The sequence below is a fragment of the Bacillus sp. CH_70 genome (assembly GCF_038007045.1).
Classification (GTDB): Bacteria; Bacillota; Bacilli; order Bacillales; family Bacillaceae_G; genus Bacillus_A; species Bacillus_A cereus.
On the sequence record NZ_JBBOWL010000001.1, the window covers coordinates 66,400 to 87,500 of the forward strand.

The window sequence follows — 21,101 nt, forward strand, 5'->3', positions numbered from 1 at the left end:
TACCTAGGTTTTTTTGTGGGAAAAGGTAATGTTATTGATTTTATGAATATACACGGAGGATGTAAGATAAAAATGTAATTTTTGTATATCTTTTTTTTGCACAATGTTTGTAAAAGTTGTACCATTATAGACAAGGTAACTAACGTTGCTGTTCTTGTTTAATGAAAGGTGATTGCGAAGTTGAAAGATACATTTGTTGAAAAAGTAGATGACTTTGTAAAGCAGCATGATGTATTAAAGAATGATTCAACAATTGTTGTGGGAGTTTCTGGTGGTCCTGACTCGTTAGCCCTTTTATATTATTTATTAGAAAAAAGAGCGGAAAAACAGTTGGAAATTGTAGTAGCTCATGTGGATCATATGTTTAGAGGTGATGAATCTCATGAGGATTTACAGTTTGTGCAGGACCTTTGTGAAGAACTGGGAATTATTTGTGAAACGATAAGGATTAATGTATCACAATATCAACAGCAATACGGAATGAATGCACAGGTTGCTGCTAGAGAATGCAGATATGCATTTTTGGAAAGAATAATGAAGAAATATGATGCAAGATATGTTGCTCTTGGACATCATGGAGATGATCAAGTCGAGACAATTTTAATGCGTCTTGTAAGAGGGAGTACTCCGAAAGGATATGCAGGAATTGCAGTGAAGCGTCCTTTTCATAATGGATATTTAATTAGGCCGTTACTTGGGGTAACGAAGGAAGAAATTGTTGATTACTGTAATAAGCTAAATTTAATTCCACGTATAGATCCGAGTAATAAAAAGGAAGTATATACAAGGAATCGATTACGTAAATATGTCCTTCCTCACTTAAAAGAAGAAAATCCACAAATGCATGAGAAATTCCAAAAATTTAGCGTGCAGATGCAAGAGGATGAGGCTTATTTGCAGGAATTAGCTTTTGAGAAAATGAATAAAGTAATTACAAAAAAAAGTGATAAACAAATTAGCTTATCAATTCCTGCCTTTGAATCCATGTCTATGCCTTTACAAAGAAGAGGGATTCAACTAATATTAAACTATCTTTATGAATATAAGATTCCATCTTCTCTTTCTTCTATACATATTGACAAGGTGATTGAGTTTTTTAAGCGGACACAACCTTCAGGTTCACTTGATTTTCCAGGTGATTTGAAAATTGTTCGCACATACGAGGAGTGTAGCTTTAGATTTAAACAAGAAATTGTCTCTCCTTTTTTGCAAGATTTATCAGTACCCGGGACCATTACACTATTGAACGGGGATGAATTTGTAACAGAGGTGAGCGAAGATATACCAAGTAACATGAATGAAACAGTATTTGTTGCTAAGTATAATGATATATCATATCCACTTCGTATTCGTTCTAGGGAAAATGGAGATCGCATGTCAATACAAGGTATGGATGGCACGAAAAAGATAAAAGCTATTTTTATCGAAGCGAAAGTACCAAAAGAAAAAAGAGAAGAATGGCCGGTCGTTTGTGATGCAAGTGGGAACATTATTTGGGTACCCTTGTTGAAGCGATCTGCATTTGCAATTTCGAAAGAGATGGCAAAGAAGGGTAAATATATGATTATTCACTACAAAAGCAAGGAGTCTTCCGGGAGGATAATGAAATGATGAATCAAGATATCGAAAAAGTATTAATTTCTGAAGAACAAATACAAGAAAAGGTGCGCGAACTAGGTGCAGTTATTGCAGAGGATTATAAAAACACAGTACCTCTTGCAATTGGTGTATTAAAAGGCGCAATGCCATTTATGGCAGATTTATTAAAGAGAACAGATACATATCTTGAAATGGATTTTATGGCTGTATCTAGTTATGGTCACTCTACAGTTTCAACAGGCGAAGTGAAAATTTTAAAAGATCTTGATACTTCTGTAGAAGGTCGCGATATTTTAATCGTCGAAGATATTATTGATAGTGGTCTTACACTAAGCTACTTAGTAGACTTATTCAAATATCGTAAAGCGAAGTCTGTAAAAATTGTTACATTATTAGATAAGCCAACAGGCCGTAAGGTTGATCTGAAAGCGGATTATGTTGGATTTACTGTTCCACATGAATTTGTAGTAGGATATGGATTAGATTATAAAGAGCAGTACCGTAATCTTCCTTATGTAGGCGTATTAAAACCAAGCGTTTACTCAAATTAATTAAATACAGGCTTTACAATTGTATAGGAAAGTTTTTCTATGTTACGATTTACTATAGTGTTTATGCCGTGAGAGGAGGTTAGGAATGAATCGTATCTTCCGTAATACCATCTTTTATTTACTGATATTCTTAGTAGTAATTGGAATCGTGAGCTATTTTAATGGTTCGACACAAAAAACGACATCAGTTAGCTACGACAAATTCATTACTAAACTAGAAAGCGGTGAAGTGCGTAATGTGCAACTTCAACCGAAAAATGGTGTATTTGAGGTAAAAGGACAATTCAATAACTCTAGCCAAGGAGAACAATTTGTTACTTATGCACCAAATACTGAGGAATTACAAAAGAAAATCAATGATAAAGCGAAAGGTGCCGAAGTTAAGTATCAACCAGCAGAAGAAACAAGTGCTTGGGTAACATTCTTTACTTCAATCATTCCGTTTGTCATCATCTTCATTTTATTCTTCTTCTTATTAAACCAGGCTCAAGGCGGCGGTAGCCGTGTTATGAACTTCGGGAAAAGTAAGGCGAAGTTATATAATGATGAAAAGAAAAAAGTTCGTTTCAGAGATGTTGCTGGGGCGGATGAAGAGAAACAAGAACTTGTCGAGGTAGTTGAATTCTTAAAAGACCCTCGTAAGTTTTCTGAAGTTGGTGCCCGTATTCCGAAGGGTGTCCTATTAGTTGGACCTCCAGGTACAGGTAAAACTTTATTAGCACGTGCTGTTGCAGGTGAGGCTGGCGTTCCATTCTTCTCTATCAGTGGTTCTGACTTTGTAGAGATGTTTGTCGGTGTCGGTGCATCACGTGTACGTGATTTATTTGAAAATGCAAAGAAAAATGCTCCTTGTATCATTTTCATTGATGAAATTGATGCAGTAGGTCGTCAACGTGGCGCAGGTCTTGGTGGTGGTCATGATGAGCGTGAGCAAACATTGAACCAGTTACTTGTTGAAATGGATGGATTCGGTGCAAACGAAGGTATTATTATCATTGCTGCGACAAACCGTCCAGACATTCTTGACCCAGCGTTATTACGTCCAGGTCGTTTTGACCGTCAAATTACAGTAGATCGTCCAGATGTAAATGGCCGTGAAGCTGTACTGAAAGTACATGCGCGTAATAAACCGCTTGATGAGCATATTAATTTAAGAGCAATTGCGACTCGTACACCAGGATTCTCTGGTGCGGATCTTGAAAACTTATTAAACGAAGCTGCTTTAGTAGCTGCACGTCGAGATAAGAAGAAGATTGACATGAGTGATATCGATGAAGCAACGGATCGTGTTATTGCAGGTCCAGCTAAGAAAAGTCGTGTTATCTCTGAAAAAGAACGTAATATCGTTGCTTTCCATGAAGCAGGCCATACTGTAATTGGTGTTGTTCTTGATGAAGCTGATGTCGTTCATAAAGTAACAATTGTCCCTCGTGGTCAGGCTGGTGGATATGCGGTAATGCTTCCGAAGGAAGATCGTTACTTCATGACAAAGCCAGAGTTACTTGATAAAATCACTGGTTTACTTGGTGGTCGAGTAGCTGAGGAGATTGTATTTGGTGAAGCAAGTACAGGTGCTCACAACGATTTCCAACGTGCAACTGGTATTGCAAGACGTATGGTTACGGAATTCGGTATGAGTGATAAGCTTGGACCGATGCAATTTGGTAGCTCACAAGGTGGTCAGGTATTCTTAGGAAGAGACTTCCATTCAGAACAAAACTACAGTGATGCAATCGCACATGAAATTGATGTGGAAATGCAAACAATTATTAAAGAATGTTATGCTCGTGCGAAACATATTCTTACTGAAAAACGAGATAAGCTTGATATTATCGCGAAAACGTTACTTGAAGTAGAAACATTAGACGCAGAGCAAATTAATCATTTATATGATTATGGCAGATTACCTGAGCGTCCAACATCTTCAGATGATGTGAAAGTAAACATCAATATGAAGAAAGACGATGAAGATAAAGAAGATAAGTAAGAAATGAAGGAGTGACTATCGTCACTCCTTTTTTGTTTGTTAAGATTTTTGTTAATTACTATTAAGGGCTTAGTGGATAAAGTAATTTAAGTAAAACTAGTATTAAAAATTGAAATAGAGAGCAATCTTTTTGTAAAATGATGAGGATAGGAAAGCTGATTATATAAGTATGTGTGATATGATGTTTTTATAAGTTTTTATACATACTACACAAATATAGATTAAATAAGATAAGTGGTGAGAATATGATTTTTGTATTGGATGTAGGGAACACAAATGCTGTACTAGGCGTGTTTGAAGAGGGGGAACTTCGTCAGCATTGGCGCATGGAAACAGATCGTCATAAGACAGAAGATGAATATGGAATGCTTGTAAAACAGTTACTTGATCATGAGGGTCTTTCGTTTGAAGATGTGAAAGGTATTATTGTGTCTTCAGTCGTACCACCAATTATGTTCGCTTTAGAACGTATGTGTGAAAAATATTTTAAAATTAAACCGCTTGTAGTAGGGCCTGGAATAAAAACGGGGCTAAATATTAAATATGAAAATCCACGTGAAGTAGGCGCAGATCGAATTGTAAATGCAGTAGCGGGAATCCAATTGTATGGAAGTCCACTTATTATTGTTGATTTTGGTACGGCTACTACATATTGTTATATTAATGAAGAAAAGCATTATATGGGTGGAGTTATTACGCCAGGAATTATGATTTCAGCAGAGGCTTTATATAGTAGGGCAGCAAAACTTCCTCGTATTGAAATTACAAAACCGAGCAGTGTTGTTGGGAAGAATACAGTAAGTGCGATGCAATCAGGCATTCTTTATGGTTATGTAGGACAAGTGGAAGGTATTGTTAAGCGTATGAAAGAAGAAGCTAAACAAGAGCCGAAAGTTATTGCAACAGGTGGATTGGCGAAATTAATTTCAGAAGAATCGAATGTAATTGATATTGTAGATCCATTTTTAACGTTAAAAGGCTTGTATATGTTATATGAGCGTAATGCAAATTTACAGCATGAGAAAGGTGAATAAATAAGTATGAAAGATTATTTAGTAAAAGCGTTAGCGTTTGATGGAGAAGTACGTGCGTATAGTGTACGTACAACGAATACAGTAAGTGAGGCACAAAGACGTCATGATACATGGAGAACAGCTTCGGCGGCACTTGGTCGTTCTTTAACTGCAGGTACAATGATGGGTGCGATGTTAAAAGGTGATCAAAAGTTAACGATTAAGGTAGAAGGTAATGGTCCGATTGGCCCTATCTTAGTAGATGCTCATGCAAATGGAGATGTACGTGGCTACGTAACGAATCCACATGTTGATTTTGAAGGAACGGAACAAGGGAAATTACGTGTATATCAAGCGGTAGGTACAGAAGGGTTTGTAACAGTAATTAAAGATATTGGTATGCGTGAGCCGTTTATCGGTCAATCTCCAATCGTTTCGGGAGAACTAGGGGAAGATTTCACGTATTATTTCGCAGTTTCTGAGCAGACGCCTTCTTCTGTTGGTGTGGGTGTACTTGTAAATGGAGATGACAGCGTATTAGCGGCGGGTGGATTTATCCTTCAAATTATGCCGGGCGCACAGGAAGAAACAATTTCATTCATTGAAGATCGTTTGCAAAAAATCCCGCCTGTATCAACATTGATCGAACAAGGTCTTTCTCCAGAAGAGCTACTATATGCAGTCCTTGGAGAAGATAAAGTAAAAGTATTAGAAACAATGGATGTTCAATTTAATTGTACGTGCTCACGTGAACGTATTGAGAGTGTGTTGATTAGTTTAGGTAAAACAGAGTTAGAGCAAATTCGTGAAGAAGAAGAAGAAACAGAAGTTCATTGTCATTTCTGTAATGAACGATACAAGTTCTCTAAAGAAGATATTACAAATTTAATTGAGAATTTGTAATAAGGGGATTAACCCTCCGAATAGATTGACAAACAGGGAATTTTCTGACAAAATCTAAATATAGATAAAACCAATAAAAATACTCGGTGTTAGGAGTGACAGGAATGCGAGTGGCACAATCAGTTTCAGAATTAATCGGGAAAACGCCGATCGTTAAGTTGAACCGCATCGTAGAATCAGACAGCGCAGATATATACTTAAAACTAGAATTTATGAATCCAGGGAGTAGCGTTAAAGATCGTATTGCACTAGCTATGATTGAAGATGCTGAAAAAAAGGGATTGTTAAAAGAGGGCGATACAATCATTGAGCCAACAAGTGGTAACACAGGGATTGGTTTAGCGATGGTAGCGGCTGCTAAAGGATATAATGCAATTTTAGTAATGCCAGAAACAATGAGTATTGAGCGTCGTAATTTATTACGTGCTTACGGTGCTGAATTAGTATTGACTCCAGGTCCTGAAGGGATGGGTGGAGCAATTCGTAAAGCGACTGAATTAGCGAAAGAGCATGGCTACTTTATACCACAACAGTTCAAAAACCAATCAAATCCAGAAATTCACCGTTTAACAACAGGTCCAGAAATTATTGAACAAATGGGCGAACAATTAGATGCGTTTATTGCAGGTATTGGTACAGGTGGAACGATTACTGGTGCTGGTGAAGTGCTGAAGGAAGCGTATAAAGATATTAAAATTTATGCAGTAGAACCTGCAGATTCACCAGTATTATCTGGTGGGAAACCAGGTCCACATAAAATCCAAGGAATTGGGGCGGGATTTGTTCCGGAGACGTTGGATGTAGAAGTATATGATGAAATTATTCAAGTGAAAACAGAGCAAGCATTTGAATATGCGAGAAGAGTGGCTAAAGAGGAAGGTATTTTAGTTGGTATCTCTTCAGGCGCAGTTATTTATGCAGCAACAGAAGTTGCGAAAAAGTTAGGTAAAGGGAAAAAGGTACTTGTTATTATCCCGAGTAACGGTGAACGTTATTTAAGTACACCACTTTATCAATTTGAATCATAATTAAATGCGATTGAAAAAGCATCCTTGAAAAAGGATGCTTTTTCTTTTTGGATTGGAAATAGGAAAAGAGTGAATGACTAGAAAACTTCATGTAAAATAAGAGGTAGTATAATTAAATTATTTTCACTAGCCTTCGAGTATAATCAATCTCTATATAAATAACTTATGTAGTTGGAGCTGGTTCATCTAAGAGGGTGGGATAAAAGAAGACGGGGTGTTGATATGCAACGAAGAAAATCTTTAGCGCTTTCTATTCCATATCAGTTAGATTTCTTTAAGCAATATAAATTTCTTTCTCAGGATAAGCCGCAACATATTTTGCTGGAAAGTGGACGTGGCGGTCGTTATAACATAGTGGGTTTAAACCCGGTAGCGGTAATCCAAGGGAAGGGTGAAAAGTTACATATAAGTGAAAGCGGTAAGGAAACAATAAAAAGAGGGAATCCATTAGATTTAATGCAAGAATATATGGAGAAATGGAAAACAGACTACAATCCAGAGTACCCGCCTTTTCAAGGTGGTGCAATTGGCTATTTCAGTTATGACTGTATCCGTTATATTGAAAAGCTGCCTTCTCTTGCGGAAGATGATATTAATATACCTGACATCTTCTTTTTATTATTTGATGACGTATTTGTCTATGATCAAAAAGAACAAGTGTTATGGGTTATTACGCATTATGTAGATAAATATGAAGAGGCGAAAGAACGGTTAAATGAGTGGAAGAGTCTTTGGGCGAAAGAAGCGCCTGAAGTGACCGTGCCTTTTGAAAGTCCTGAAAAGAAAAGTGAAGCAGTTGCTTTTACTGAAGCAAGCTTTATGAAGGCAGTTGAATGTATTCAAGAATATATTGGGGCGGGTGATGTGTTCCAAGTAAACTTGTCGACGAGACAAGAAAGAACTTTACAAACGCATCCACTAGAAATTTATACAAGTCTTCGTGAAATTAATCCATCTCCATATATGGGTTATCTGGAGCTTGGGGATTTTCAAATTGTTAGTGGATCGCCAGAGTTGTTAATTAAGAAACAAGGAACTGAAGTAAGTACAAGACCAATTGCTGGAACGAGATCTAGAGGCGCGGATGAGCAAGAGGATGAAGAATTAGCAAGAGAATTAATTGAGAACGAAAAAGAAAGAGCAGAGCATGTAATGCTTGTGGATTTAGAAAGAAATGATTTAGGGCGTGTTTGTAAATATGGCACTGTAGAAGTAGATGAATTTATGGTAATTGAGAAATACTCACATGTTATGCATATTGTTTCTAATGTGCGTGGTGAGGTGGAAGAAGATAAAGATGCTTTTGATTTAGTGAAGGCTGTATTCCCTGGTGGAACAATTACTGGTGCCCCGAAAATACGTACAATGGAAATTATTGAGGAATTAGAACCTGTTCGCCGAGGGATTTATACAGGTTCAATCGGTTGGATTGGTTATTCTGGAGATACAGAATTGAATATTGTAATTAGAACACTTCTTGCTAAAGATGGAAAAGCTCATGTACAAGCGGGGGCGGGAATTGTAATTGATTCAAATCCAGAAAATGAATATAAAGAGTCGTTAAAAAAGGCGATTGCTTTATGGCGTGCAAAAGAACGTAGCGAAGAAACGGTTAGGTGAGAGAAATGATATTAATGATTGATAATTATGATTCTTTTACATTTAATTTAGTGCAGTTTCTTGGAGAACTTGGACAAGAGCTCGTTGTTAAACGTAACGATGAAGTGACGATTTCAGATATCGAGAATATGAAACCAGATTTTCTAATGATTTCTCCAGGTCCATGTAGTCCTAATGAAGCGGGGATTAGTATGGAAGTTATTAAATACTTCGCGGGGAAGATTCCGATTTTTGGAGTTTGTTTAGGGCATCAATCTATTGCACAAGTGTTTGGTGGAGAGGTTGTTCGTGCAGAGCGATTAATGCATGGGAAAACTTCGCTTATGCATCATGATGGAAAGACGATTTTTTCGGATATTCCTAATCCGTTTACTGCGACGCGCTATCATTCCCTTATTGTTAAGAAAGAGACGTTACCAGATTGCTTAGAGGTAACATCTTGCACGGAGGAAGGGGAAATTATGGCGCTTCGTCATAAGACATTGCCGATAGAGGGTGTGCAATTCCATCCGGAATCTATTATGACTTCTCATGGGAAAGAGTTATTGCAGAATTTCATTCGTAAATACAGTCCAAGTGCGACATTATGTTAATTTACGTAAATGGTCAGTATGTAGAAGCAAGTGAAGCGAGAATTTCTCCTTATGATCATGGTTATTTATATGGTCTTGGAGTTTTTGAAACGTTTCGTATTTATAATGGTCATCCTTTCTTATTGGATGATCATTATGACCGTTTAATAGAGGCGCTGGATACATTGCAAATTAAATGGACAATGACAAAAAATGATGTGATGCTTATTTTGAAAGATTTACTCGCTAAGAATGAATTGAAGCATGCATATGTACGTTTTAATGTATCGGCGGGTATAGATGAAATAGGATTACAAACGGAAATATACGAAGAGCCTTCGGTTATTGTTTTTATAAAACCTTTAACAGCTCCAGGAGATGTAGTAGAAAAAGAAGGTGTTATTTTAAAACAAGTGCGAAATACACCGGAAGGGACATTTCGCCTGAAGTCTCATCACTATTTAAATAATATTTTAGGTAAGCGTGAAATTGGAAATGTTGTGAGCAAGGAAGGTATTTTCCTTACTGAAGCAGGTTATGTTGCAGAGGGTATTGTTTCGAATCTATTTTTTGTGAAAGGTGATGTTTTATATACACCTTCGTTAGAGACAGGTATTTTAAATGGTATCACTCGTGCGTTTATTATAAAGAGTGCTGAAGAATTAAATATAGAAGTAAAGGAAGGTTTCTTTACAAAAGATGAGCTACTTTCAGCGGATGAAGTCTTCGTAACAAACTCCATTCAAGAAATTGTTCCGCTTTATCGTATAGAAGCGCAGGATTTCCCGGGTAAAGTAGGAGTGGTTACAAAAAGTTTAATGTACCTTTATGGAATGCAAAGAGAGAAATTATGGAGCAGAAATGAATTACGAAGAGGAGATGTGTAGTTTGAAGTGGGATTATGATTTACGCTGCGGCGAATATACATTGAATTTAAATGAAAAGACATTAATTATGGGGATTTTAAATGTAACACCAGATTCGTTTTCTGATGGTGGGAGTTACAACGAGGTAGATGCTGCGGTACGTCACGCAAAAGAAATGCAAGGTGAAGGTGCTCATATTATTGATATTGGTGGCGAATCTACTCGCCCAGGTTTTGCTAAAGTATCAGTAGAAGAAGAAATAAAGCGAGTCGTCCCGATGATTCAAGCAGTTTCAAAAGAAGTAAAATTACCTATATCTATCGATACATATAAAGCTGAAGTTGCAAAGCAAGCAATTGAGGCTGGTGCTCATATTATTAATGATATTTGGGGGGCGAAGGCGGAGCCGAAAATTGCTGAAATCGCAGCCCATTATGATGTACCCATCATTTTAATGCATAACCGTGATAATATGAATTATCGTAATTTAATGGCGGATATGATTGCTGATTTGTATGACAGTATTAAAATTGCTAAAAATGCTGGTGTGCGAGATGAGAATATTATTTTAGATCCAGGTATCGGTTTTGCTAAAACACCGGAGCAGAACTTAGAGGCGATGCGTAATTTAGAACAGTTAAATGTGCTAGGTTATCCGGTTCTCTTAGGTACTTCGAGAAAGTCCTTTATTGGGAACGTATTAGATTTGCCAGTAGAGGAACGCCTTGAGGGAACGGGAGCTACTGTTTGTCTTGGTATTGAAAAGGGTTGTGAGTTTGTTCGTGTCCATGATGTGAAAGAAATGGCGCGTATGGCTAAAATGATGGATGCGATGATTGGTAAGGGGGTAAGGTAATTGGATAAAATTTATATCCATGATATGGAATTTTATGGTTATCATGGTGTGTTTCCAGAGGAGAATAGATTAGGTCAGAGATTTAAAGTTGACTTAACGGTGGAGTTGGATTTAAAGCGTGCAGGGGAAAGTGATGACTTAGAGCATTCGGTCAATTATGGAGAGCTTTTCGAATTATGTAGAAAAGTTGTTGAGGATAGAAAGTATAAGCTTGTGGAGAGTATCGCTGAAAATATTGCTGCAGATATATTAAAGCAATATAAAAGTATTTCACGGTGTACAATTAAGGTGATTAAACCAGATCCGCCGATACCGGGCCATTATCGCGCTGTAGCAGTAGAAATTACGAGAGAACGTCCATGAATAATATAGCGTACATTGCATTAGGGTCAAATATTGGAGAGCGTTATACGTATTTAACTGAAGCCATTCAGTTTTTAAATAAAAGTCCGTATATTCAAGTTGATGATGTTTCGTCAGTGTATGAAACTGATCCAGTTGGCTATACTGACCAAAGTTGTTTTTTAAATTTAGTTATAAAAATTTCTACCAATTTATCACCGCAAGAATTATTGAAAGTAACACAAAAAGTAGAAAATGACCTAGGAAGAAAAAGGGAAATTAGGTGGGGGCCGAGGACTATCGACCTTGACATTTTACTTTATAATCAAGAGAATATTGAAGCAGAGAATCTTATTGTTCCGCATCCGCGGATGTTCGAAAGAGCTTTTGTTATCGTTCCGTTGTTAGAGATTAATCAAGATATAAAACAAAACATTTCACGTTCACAAGTAGAAGAAATGAAAAGGCGAGAGGGAGTAACGGTATGGAAGCAGAAAAATGGGGAAGACGCATTCGTGCTTTTCGAAAGCTAAAAGGCTACACGCAAGAAGGTTTTGCTAAAGAATTAGGGGTATCAGTATCTGTTTTAGGTGAAGTTGAGAGAGGGAATCGATCGCCTTCTCAAGATTTTGTAGTAGAAGTTGCTAAGGCGTTAAATGTTTCGATAGATGAATTAATGCCAAAGTGACTGTGCAGGAAGGAGTAGGTTGATTGTTAAAGATTGCAAATATTGAGATGAAAAATCCGGTTGTATTAGCACCGATGGCGGGAGTGTGTAACTCTGCATTCCGTTTAACAGTTAAAGAATTTGGTGCAGGTTTAGTTTGTGCTGAAATGGTAAGTGATAAGGCAATATTACTGAATAACAAAAGAACATTAGATATGTTATATATTGATGAGAGAGAAAAACCATTAAGTTTACAAATTTTCGGTGGAGAGAAAGAAACGCTTGTAGATGCTGCGAAATACGTAGATAAATATACGACAGCAGACATTATTGATATTAATATGGGTTGCCCAGTACCGAAAATCGTTAAATGTGATGCGGGGGCAAGGTGGCTTCTAGATCCAAATAAAATATACGAAATGGTAGCAGCGGTTGTAGATGCTGTTGAAAAGCCGGTTACGGTTAAAATGCGTATCGGTTGGGATGAAGAACATATTTTCGCAATAGAAAATGCTAGAGCTGTTGAGCGTGCTGGCGGACAAGCTGTGGCGGTTCACGGACGTACGCGAGTGCAAATGTATGAAGGGAAAGCAGATTGGGATATCATTAAACAAGTAAAGCAAGCTGTGAATATCCCGGTTATCGGAAATGGTGATGTCGAAACACCGCAAGATGCGAAGCGTATGCTTGATGAGATTGGTGTAGATGGTGTTATGATTGGTCGTGCAGCTCTTGGGGATCCATGGATGATTTATCGTACGGTAAAGTATTTAGAGACAGGTGAATTAATGCCGGAACCAACAGTCCGTGAGAAAATTGATGTATGTATGTTGCATCTAGATCGTCTTATCGATTTAAAGAACGAAAATGTTGCTGTAAGAGAGATGAGAAAGCATGCGGCTTGGTATTTAAAAGGTGTTCGTGGTAATGCGAGTGTGCGTAATGGTATCAATACTTGCAACACGCGTGAAGACCTTGCGAATGTATTAGGTGCATTTGTAGAAGAAGTAGAGGCGAAACAACAAACAATTTACGTTGGTTAATAAGGAGGACGGAGAAGATTGACATTCTTCTACACACTTCCTATAATTACGTGAAAGAAAGAAGAACTGCCAGTTAGTTGCTGGCAGTTTTTCTAGTTGAGTAGAAAATGCTATACTGTATATATTGTAAAAATTAATAGAGCTGGAGTGATATCAATATCATGGATAACATGAACCACGAAGAATTAAACGACCAATTGCTTGTTCGTCGTGAAAAGCTACATAATTTACGTGAGCAAGGAATCGATCCGTTCGGTAAACGATTTGAACGCACAAATTCAACAACCGACTTAGTAAGTCTATATGGAGAATTCTCTAAAGAAGAATTAGAAGAGAAGGAAATCACGGTTTCTATCGCTGGTCGTATTATGACAAAACGCGGTAAAGGAAAAGCTGGATTCGCACACATTCAAGATTTACACGGACAAGTTCAAATTTACGTTCGTAAAGATACTGTTGGAGATGAAGAGTACGAGTTATTTACGACAGCAGATTTAGGTGACTTAGTAGGTATTGAAGGTAAAGTGTTCAAAACAAACGTTGGAGAACTTTCAGTAAAAGCAACAGGATTTACGCTTTTAACGAAATCTCTTCGTCCATTGCCGGATAAATACCATGGATTAAAAGATGTTGAACAAAGATACCGTCAACGTTACTTAGACTTAATTACAAGTATGGAAAGTCGTGAAACATTTGTTACTCGTAGTAAAATCATTCGTGAAATGAGAAGATATTTAGATGACAACGGTTATCTTGAAGTAGAAACGCCTATGATGCACGCGATTGCGGGTGGAGCATCTGCTCGTCCTTTCACTACGCATCATAATGCGTTAGATATGGAATTATATATGCGTATCGCAATTGAACTTCATTTAAAACGTCTTATTGTGGGCGGATTAGAAAAAGTTTATGAGATCGGCCGTGTATTCCGTAATGAGGGTGTATCAACTCGTCATAATCCTGAGTTTACGATGATTGAATTATATGAAGCGTACGCTGATTATAATGATATTATGAAACTAACAGAAAATATGGTTGCTCATATTGCGAAAAAAGTATTGGGTACAACAACGATCCAATATGGTGATTATGAAATTAATCTAGAACCAGAATGGACACGTCTTCATATGGTAGATGCAATTAAGCAACACTCTGGAGCGGATTTCTGGACTCCGATGAGTGTAGAAGAAGCGCGTGAGCTTGCAAAAGAACATAATGTAGAAATTAAGGATACAATGGAAGTTGGTCATATCATTAATGAGTTCTTCGAGCAAAAAGTAGAAGATAAATTAATTCAACCAACATTTATTTACGGTCATCCGGTAGAAATTTCGCCACTTGCGAAAAAGAATGACGAAGATCCACGATTCACAGATCGTTTTGAGTTATTTATCGTTGCACGTGAACATGCAAATGCATTCACTGAGTTAAACGATCCAATTGATCAAAAAGAACGTTTTGAAGCTCAATTAAAAGAGCGTGAGCAAGGTAATGACGAAGCTCACATGATGGATGATGATTATATCGAAGCTCTTGAGTACGGTATGCCTCCTACGGGTGGATTAGGAATCGGTATTGATCGTCTAGTTATGTTATTAACAAATGCACCATCTATTCGTGATGTATTATTATTCCCTGCTATGCGTCATAAACAAGACTAAGCTTTGGAGATTTCTCCAAAGCTTTTTTTATTTGAGTATGAGTTGCGTGGGTATAATAGATCTTGATGGTGCGAGAAATTATATTTATATAGAAGAAATGTGCTGTTTTTATACTTTTTTACTAAGTTAAAAATTTTATTAGAAAAACTATTGCATTTTAATAATTAAACTGGTATATTTATATCCGTTGCCACGAAAGGTAACAAGCAAAACAAACGAAAAACAACTTATTGAAAAAAGTTGTTGACGAAAATATAACAAAATGTTATATTGATAAAGTCGCTTGTGAGCGACAACGTAGTTCTTTGAAAACTGAACGAAACAAACAACGTGAAACGTCAATTTTTATTTTTAGATGCTAGACAAACTAACTTTATTGGAGAGTTTGATCCTGGCTCAGGATGAACGCTGGCGGCGTGCCTAATACATGCAAGTCGAGCGAATGGATTGAGAGCTTGCTCTCAAGAAGTTAGCGGCGGACGGGTGAGTAACACGTGGGTAACCTGCCCATAAGACTGGGATAACTCCGGGAAACCGGGGCTAATACCGGATAACATTTTGAACTGCATGGTTCGAAATTGAAAGGCGGCTTCGGCTGTCACTTATGGATGGACCCGCGTCGCATTAGCTAGTTGGTGAGGTAACGGCTCACCAAGGCAACGATGCGTAGCCGACCTGAGAGGGTGATCGGCCACACTGGGACTGAGACACGGCCCAGACTCCTACGGGAGGCAGCAGTAGGGAATCTTCCGCAATGGACGAAAGTCTGACGGAGCAACGCCGCGTGAGTGATGAAGGCTTTCGGGTCGTAAAACTCTGTTGTTAGGGAAGAACAAGTGCTAGTTGAATAAGCTGGCACCTTGACGGTACCTAACCAGAAAGCCACGGCTAACTACGTGCCAGCAGCCGCGGTAATACGTAGGTGGCAAGCGTTATCCGGAATTATTGGGCGTAAAGCGCGCGCAGGTGGTTTCTTAAGTCTGATGTGAAAGCCCACGGCTCAACCGTGGAGGGTCATTGGAAACTGGGAGACTTGAGTGCAGAAGAGGAAAGTGGAATTCCATGTGTAGCGGTGAAATGCGTAGAGATATGGAGGAACACCAGTGGCGAAGGCGACTTTCTGGTCTGTAACTGACACTGAGGCGCGAAAGCGTGGGGAGCAAACAGGATTAGATACCCTGGTAGTCCACGCCGTAAACGATGAGTGCTAAGTGTTAGAGGGTTTCCGCCCTTTAGTGCTGAAGTTAACGCATTAAGCACTCCGCCTGGGGAGTACGGCCGCAAGGCTGAAACTCAAAGGAATTGACGGGGGCCCGCACAAGCGGTGGAGCATGTGGTTTAATTCGAAGCAACGCGAAGAACCTTACCAGGTCTTGACATCCTCTGAAAACCCTAGAGATAGGGCTTCTCCTTCGGGAGCAGAGTGACAGGTGGTGCATGGTTGTCGTCAGCTCGTGTCGTGAGATGTTGGGTTAAGTCCCGCAACGAGCGCAACCCTTGATCTTAGTTGCCATCATTAAGTTGGGCACTCTAAGGTGACTGCCGGTGACAAACCGGAGGAAGGTGGGGATGACGTCAAATCATCATGCCCCTTATGACCTGGGCTACACACGTGCTACAATGGACGGTACAAAGAGCTGCAAGACCGCGAGGTGGAGCTAATCTCATAAAACCGTTCTCAGTTCGGATTGTAGGCTGCAACTCGCCTACATGAAGCTGGAATCGCTAGTAATCGCGGATCAGCATGCCGCGGTGAATACGTTCCCGGGCCTTGTACACACCGCCCGTCACACCACGAGAGTTTGTAACACCCGAAGTCGGTGGGGTAACCTTTTTGGAGCCAGCCGCCTAAGGTGGGACAGATGATTGGGGTGAAGTCGTAACAAGGTAGCCGTATCGGAAGGTGCGGCTGGATCACCTCCTTTCTATGGAGAATTGATGAACGCTGTTCATCAATATAAGTTTCCGTGTTTCGTTTTGTTCAGTTTTGAGAGAACTATCTCTCATATATAAATGTATGTTCTTTGAAAACTAGATAACAGTGTAGCTCATATTTTTTAATTTTTAGTTTGGTTAAGTTAGAAAGGGCGCACGGTGGATGCCTTGACACTAGGAGTCGATGAAGGACGGGACTAACGCCGATATGCTTCGGGGAGCTGTAAGTAAGCTTTGATCCGAAGATTTCCGAATGGGGAAACCCACTATACGTAATGGTATGGTATCCTTACCTGAATACATAGGGTATGGAAGACAGACCCAGGGAACTGAAACATCTAAGTACCTGGAGGAAGAGAAAGCAAATGCGATTTCCTGAGTAGCGGCGAGCGAAACGGAACATAGCCCAAACCAAGAGGCTTGCCTCTTGGGGTTGTAGGACATTCTATACGGAGTTACAAAGGAACGAGGTAGACGAAGCGACCTGGAAAGGTCCGTCGTAGAGGGTAACAACCCCGTAGTCGAAACTTCGTTCTCTCTTGAATGTATCCTGAGTACGGCGGAACACGTGAAATTCCGTCGGAATCTGGGAGGACCATCTCCCAAGGCTAAATACTCCCTAGTGATCGATAGTGAACCAGTACCGTGAGGGAAAGGTGAAAAGCACCCCGGAAGGGGAGTGAAAGAGATCCTGAAACCGTGTGCCTACAAATAGTCAGAGCCCGTTAATGGGTGATGGCGTGCCTTTTGTAGAATGAACCGGCGAGTTACGATCCCGTGCAAGGTTAAGCTGAAGAGGCGGAGCCGCAGCGAAAGCGAGTCTGAATAGGGCGTTTAGTACGTGGTCGTAGACCCGAAACCAGGTGATCTACCCATGTCCAGGGTGAAGTTCAGGTAACACTGAATGGAGGCCCGAACCCACGCACGTTGAAAAGTGCGGGGATGAGGTGTGGGTAGCGGAGAAATTCCAATCGAACCTGGAGATAGCTGGTTCTCCCCGAAATAGCTTTAGGGCTAGCCTTAAGTGTAAGAGTCTTGGAGGTAGAGCACTGATTGAACTAGGGGTCCTCATCGGATTACCGAATTCAGTCAAACTCCGAATGCCAATGACTTATCCTTAGGAGTCAGACTGCGAGTGATAAGATCCGTAGTCAAGAGGGAAACAGCCCAGATCGCCAGCTAAGGTCCCAAAGTGTGTATTAAGTGGAAAAGGATGTGGAGTTGCTTAGACAACTAGGATGTTGGCTTAGAAGCAGCCACCATTTAAAGAGTGCGTAATAGCTCACTAGTCGAGTGACTCTGCGCCGAAAATGTACCGGGGCTAAATACACCACCGAAGCTGCGAATTGATACCAATGGTATCAGTGGTAGGGGAGCGTTCTAAGTGCAGTGAAGTCAGACCGGAAGGACTGGTGGAGCGCTTAGAAGTGAGAATGCCGGTATGAGTAGCGAAAGACGGGTGAGAATCCCGTCCACCGAATGCCTAAGGTTTCCTGAGGAAGGCTCGTCCGCTCAGGGTTAGTCAGGACCTAAGCCGAGGCCGACAGGCGTAGGCGATGGACAACAGGTTGATATTCCTGTACCACCTCTTTATCGTTTGAGCAATGGAGGGACGCAGAAGGATAGAAGAAGCGTGCGATTGGTTGTGCACGTCCAAGCAGTTAGGCTGATAAGTAGGCAAATCCGCTTATCGTGAAGGCTGAGCTGTGATGGGGAAGCTCCTTATGGAGCGAAGTCTTTGATTCCCCGCTGCCAAGAAAAGCTTCTAGCGAGATAAAAGGTGCCTGTACCGCAAACCGACACAGGTAGGCGAGGAGAGAATCCTAAGGTGTGCGAGAGAACTCTGGTTAAGGAACTCGGCAAAATGACCCCGTAACTTCGGGAGAAGGGGTGCTTTCTTAACGGAAAGCCGCAGTGAATAGGCCCAAGCGACTGTTTAGCAAAAACACAGCTCTCTGCGAAGCCGTAAGGCGAAGTATAGGGGGTGACACCTGCCCGGTGCTGGAAGGTTAAGGAGAGGGGTTAGCGTAAGCGAAGCTCTGAACTGAAGCCCCAGTAAACGGCGGCCGTAACTATAACGGTCCTAAGGTAGCGAAATTCCTTGTCGGGTAAGTTCCGACCCGCACGAAAGGTGTAACGATTTGGGCACTGTCTCAACCAGAGACTCGGTGAAATTATAGTACCTGTGAAGATGCAGGTTACCCGCGACAGGACGGAAAGACCCCGTGGAGCTTTACTGTAGCCTGATATTGAATTTTGGTACAGTTTGTACAGGATAGGCGGGAGCCATTGAAACCGGAGCGCTAGCTTCGGTGGAGGCGCTGGTGGGATACCGCCCTGACTGTATTGAAATTCTAACCTACGGGTCTTATCGACCCGGGAGACAGTGTCAGGTGGGCAGTTTGACTGGGGCGGTCGCCTCCTAAAGTGTAACGGAGGCGCCCAAAGGTTCCCTCAGAATGGTTGGAAATCATTCGTAGAGTGCAAAGGCATAAGGGAGCTTGACTGCGAGACCTACAAGTCGAGCAGGGACGAAAGTCGGGCTTAGTGATCCGGTGGTTCCGCATGGAAGGGCCATCGCTCAACGGATAAAAGCTACCCCGGGGATAACAGGCTTATCTCCCCCAAGAGTCCACATCGACGGGGAGGTTTGGCACCTCGATGTCGGCTCATCGCATCCTGGGGCTGTAGTCGGTCCCAAGGGTTGGGCTGTTCGCCCATTAAAGCGGTACGCGAGCTGGGTTCAGAACGTCGTGAGACAGTTCGGTCCCTATCCGTCGTGGGCGTAGGAAATTTGAGAGGAGCTGTCCTTAGTACGAGAGGACCGGGATGGACGCACCGCTGGTGTACCAGTTGTTCTGCCAAGGGCATAGCTGGGTAGCTATGTGCGGAAGGGATAAGTGCTGAAAGCATCTAAGCATGAAGCCCCCCTCAAGATGAGATTTCCCATAGCGTAAGCTAGTAAGATCCCTGAAAGATGATCAGGTTGATAGGTTCGAGGTGGAAGCATGGTGACATGTGGAGCTGACGAATACTAATAGATCGAGGACTTAACCATATAATATGAAGCAATGTTATCTAGTTTTGAAAGAATATAAAAAACTTGTTGACTTTAGAAGTTAAATGAGTTACAATAATTCTTGTCTTAAATGAATACAGTCTGGTAATGATGGCAGAGAGGTCACACCCGTTCCCATACCGAACACGGAAGTTAAGCTCTCTAGCGCCGATGGTAGTTGGGACCTTGTCCCTGTGAGAGTAGGACGTTGCCAGGCAAACGGAGGATTAGCTCAGCTGGGAGAGCACCTGCCTTACAAGCAGGGGGTCGGCGGTTCGATCCCGTCATCCTCCACCATTTAGCCGACTTAGCTCAATTGGTAGAGCAACTGACTTGTAATCAGTAGGTTGGGGGTTCAAGTCCTCTAGTCGGCACCAGTTTTAATTTTGAGAGCCATTAGCTCAGTTGGTAGAGCATCTGACTTTTAATCAGAGGGTCGAAGGTTCGAATCCTTCATGGCTCACCATTTTAATAAAATATGCGGGTGTGGCGGAATTGGCAGACGCACTAGACTTAGGATCTAGCGCCTTTGGCGTGGGGGTTCGACTCCCTTCACCCGCACTTTTAATAAAATATCTCAAACATGTCTTGCGGAAGTAGTTCAGTGGTAGAATACAACCTTGCCAAGGTTGGGGTCGCGGGTTCGAATCCCGTCTTCCGCTCCAATTTTCAATATGACATGCCGGGGTGGCGGAACAGGCAGACGCACAGGACTTAAAATCCTGCGGTGGGTGACCACCGTGCGGGTTCGACCCCCGCCCTCGGCACCATATGCGCCCGTAGCTCAATTGGATAGAGCGTTTGACTACGGATCAAGAGGTTAGGGGTTCGACTCCTCTCGGGCGCGTTTTCTTTCGGGAAGTGGCTCAGCTTGGTAGAGCACCTGGTTTGGGACCAGGGGGTCGCAGGTTCAAATCCTGTCTTCCCGATACTTGTTTGGGGCCTTAGCTCAGCTGGGAGAGCGCCTGCCTTGCACGCAGGAGGTCAGCGGTTCGATCCCGCTAGGCTCCACCATTAGTTCTTTGAAAACTGAACGAAACAAACAACGTGAAACGTCAATTTTTATTTTTAGATGCTAGACAAACTAACTTTATTGGAGAGTTTGATCCTGGCTCAGGATGAACGCTGGCGGCGTGCCTAATACATGCAAGTCGAGCGAATGGATTGAGAGCTTGCTCTCAAGAAGTTAGCGGCGGACGGGTGAGTAACACGTGGGTAACCTGCCCATAAGACTGGGATAACTCCGGGAAACCGGGGCTAATACCGGATAACATTTTGAACTGCATGGTTCGAAATTGAAAGGCGGCTTCGGCTGTCACTTATGGATGGACCCGCGTCGCATTAGCTAGTTGGTGAGGTAACGGCTCACCAAGGCAACGATGCGTAGCCGACCTGAGAGG

At 41.1% G+C, this 21,101-nt stretch carries 15 protein-coding genes, 9 tRNA genes and 4 rRNA genes (1 of these 28 running past the window's edge); all 28 read left to right on the forward strand.

The genetic code is table 11. The annotated features are described in order from the left end of the window. The first annotated feature begins 180 nt into the window (after positions 1-180). Positions 181-1,611, forward strand: a complete 1,431-nt coding sequence (gene tilS, locus N2V79_RS00340; RefSeq protein ID WP_000655457.1) for a tRNA lysidine(34) synthetase TilS — start codon at positions 181-183, stop codon at positions 1,609-1,611. Then, complete coding sequence (gene hpt, locus N2V79_RS00345) at positions 1,608-2,150, forward strand: hypoxanthine phosphoribosyltransferase (RefSeq protein ID WP_000981846.1); 543 nt, start codon at positions 1,608-1,610, stop codon at positions 2,148-2,150. Before tilS ends, hpt begins: the two co-directional genes overlap by 4 nt. Before the next feature lie 85 nt (positions 2,151-2,235). Beyond that, positions 2,236-4,137 carry an ATP-dependent zinc metalloprotease FtsH gene (gene ftsH, locus N2V79_RS00350; RefSeq protein ID WP_001079669.1) on the forward strand — a complete coding sequence of 634 codons (1,902 nt, stop codon included), beginning with the start codon at positions 2,236-2,238 and terminating at the stop codon, positions 4,135-4,137. A gap of 245 nt (positions 4,138-4,382) precedes the next feature. After that, complete coding sequence (locus N2V79_RS00355) at positions 4,383-5,171, forward strand: type III pantothenate kinase (protein ID WP_000578365.1); 789 nt, start codon at positions 4,383-4,385, stop codon at positions 5,169-5,171. Between the two features lie 6 nt (positions 5,172-5,177). Further along, positions 5,178-6,053 (forward strand): redox-regulated molecular chaperone HslO, encoded by an 876-nt coding sequence (hslO, locus tag N2V79_RS00360; protein ID WP_000656367.1) that lies wholly within the window; start codon positions 5,178-5,180, stop codon positions 6,051-6,053. Positions 6,054-6,157: 104 nt separating this feature from the next. Next, positions 6,158-7,081, forward strand: a complete 924-nt coding sequence (gene cysK / locus N2V79_RS00365) for a cysteine synthase A (protein WP_088022615.1) — start codon at positions 6,158-6,160, stop codon at positions 7,079-7,081. Positions 7,082-7,303: 222 nt separating this feature from the next. Further along, positions 7,304-8,701 carry an aminodeoxychorismate synthase component I gene (gene pabB / locus N2V79_RS00370; protein WP_088022617.1) on the forward strand — a complete coding sequence of 466 codons (1,398 nt, stop codon included), beginning with the start codon at positions 7,304-7,306 and terminating at the stop codon, positions 8,699-8,701. Between the two features lie 5 nt (positions 8,702-8,706). Next, entirely contained in the window at positions 8,707-9,294 is a 588-nt protein-coding gene (pabA, locus tag N2V79_RS00375) for an aminodeoxychorismate/anthranilate synthase component II (RefSeq protein ID WP_088022620.1), read from the forward strand. Beyond that, the gene (gene pabC, locus N2V79_RS00380) at positions 9,288-10,160 is read left to right on the forward strand and encodes an aminodeoxychorismate lyase (RefSeq protein ID WP_016513295.1); all 873 of its coding nucleotides are present in this window, start codon (positions 9,288-9,290) and stop codon (positions 10,158-10,160) included. The genes pabA and pabC overlap by 7 nt, the downstream gene beginning before the upstream one ends. Next, positions 10,135-10,995: a dihydropteroate synthase gene (gene folP, locus N2V79_RS00385; RefSeq protein ID WP_340719517.1), complete on the forward strand. Its 861-nt coding sequence runs from the start codon at positions 10,135-10,137 to the stop codon at positions 10,993-10,995. The genes pabC and folP overlap by 26 nt, the downstream gene beginning before the upstream one ends. After that, positions 10,996-11,358: a dihydroneopterin aldolase gene (gene folB / locus N2V79_RS00390; RefSeq protein ID WP_000358070.1), complete on the forward strand. Its 363-nt coding sequence runs from the start codon at positions 10,996-10,998 to the stop codon at positions 11,356-11,358. Beyond that, complete coding sequence (gene folK, locus N2V79_RS00395) at positions 11,355-11,870, forward strand: 2-amino-4-hydroxy-6-hydroxymethyldihydropteridine diphosphokinase (protein ID WP_001059456.1); 516 nt, start codon at positions 11,355-11,357, stop codon at positions 11,868-11,870. Before folB ends, folK begins: the two co-directional genes overlap by 4 nt. Beyond that, on the forward strand, positions 11,822-12,025 hold the full coding sequence (locus tag N2V79_RS00400; RefSeq protein ID WP_000387030.1) for a helix-turn-helix domain-containing protein: 204 nt from the start codon (positions 11,822-11,824) through the stop codon (positions 12,023-12,025). The genes folK and N2V79_RS00400 overlap by 49 nt, the downstream gene beginning before the upstream one ends. A 23-nt stretch (positions 12,026-12,048) precedes the next feature. Next, positions 12,049-13,047, forward strand: a complete 999-nt coding sequence (gene dusB / locus N2V79_RS00405; RefSeq protein WP_000912249.1) for a tRNA dihydrouridine synthase DusB — start codon at positions 12,049-12,051, stop codon at positions 13,045-13,047. A gap of 161 nt (positions 13,048-13,208) precedes the next feature. Beyond that, a complete protein-coding gene (gene lysS / locus N2V79_RS00410; protein WP_000369686.1) occupies positions 13,209-14,708 on the forward strand; it encodes a lysine--tRNA ligase in 1,500 nt (499 codons plus the stop codon). A gap of 373 nt (positions 14,709-15,081) precedes the next feature. Continuing rightward, positions 15,082-16,633 (forward strand): 16S ribosomal RNA (locus N2V79_RS00415). 146 nt (positions 16,634-16,779) lie between these two features. Next, positions 16,780-19,701, forward strand: a 23S ribosomal RNA gene (locus N2V79_RS00420). Between the two features lie 101 nt (positions 19,702-19,802). Further along, a 5S ribosomal RNA gene (rrf, locus tag N2V79_RS00425) occupies positions 19,803-19,918 on the forward strand. Between the two features lie 4 nt (positions 19,919-19,922). After that, positions 19,923-19,998 (forward strand) — tRNA-Val (locus tag N2V79_RS00430). Positions 19,999-20,002: 4 nt separating this feature from the next. Continuing rightward, positions 20,003-20,078, forward strand: a tRNA-Thr gene (locus N2V79_RS00435). A gap of 13 nt (positions 20,079-20,091) precedes the next feature. Then, a tRNA-Lys gene (locus tag N2V79_RS00440) sits at positions 20,092-20,167 on the forward strand. A 14-nt stretch (positions 20,168-20,181) separates the two neighbouring features. Continuing rightward, positions 20,182-20,262 (forward strand) — tRNA-Leu (locus tag N2V79_RS00445). 29 nt (positions 20,263-20,291) lie between these two features. Beyond that, a tRNA-Gly gene (locus N2V79_RS00450) sits at positions 20,292-20,366 on the forward strand. A gap of 16 nt (positions 20,367-20,382) precedes the next feature. Further along, a tRNA-Leu gene (locus N2V79_RS00455) sits at positions 20,383-20,471 on the forward strand. 3 nt (positions 20,472-20,474) lie between these two features. After that, positions 20,475-20,548: transfer RNA gene (locus N2V79_RS00460), tRNA-Arg, on the forward strand. An 8-nt stretch (positions 20,549-20,556) separates the two neighbouring features. After that, positions 20,557-20,630: transfer RNA gene (locus N2V79_RS00465), tRNA-Pro, on the forward strand. Positions 20,631-20,639: 9 nt separating this feature from the next. After that, a tRNA-Ala gene (locus tag N2V79_RS00470) sits at positions 20,640-20,715 on the forward strand. Positions 20,716-20,791: 76 nt separating this feature from the next. Further along, positions 20,792-21,101 (forward strand): 16S ribosomal RNA (locus tag N2V79_RS00475); it runs 1,242 nt beyond the window's last position. Together the 16S, 23S and 5S rRNA genes with 9 tRNA genes alongside form the textbook arrangement of a ribosomal RNA operon.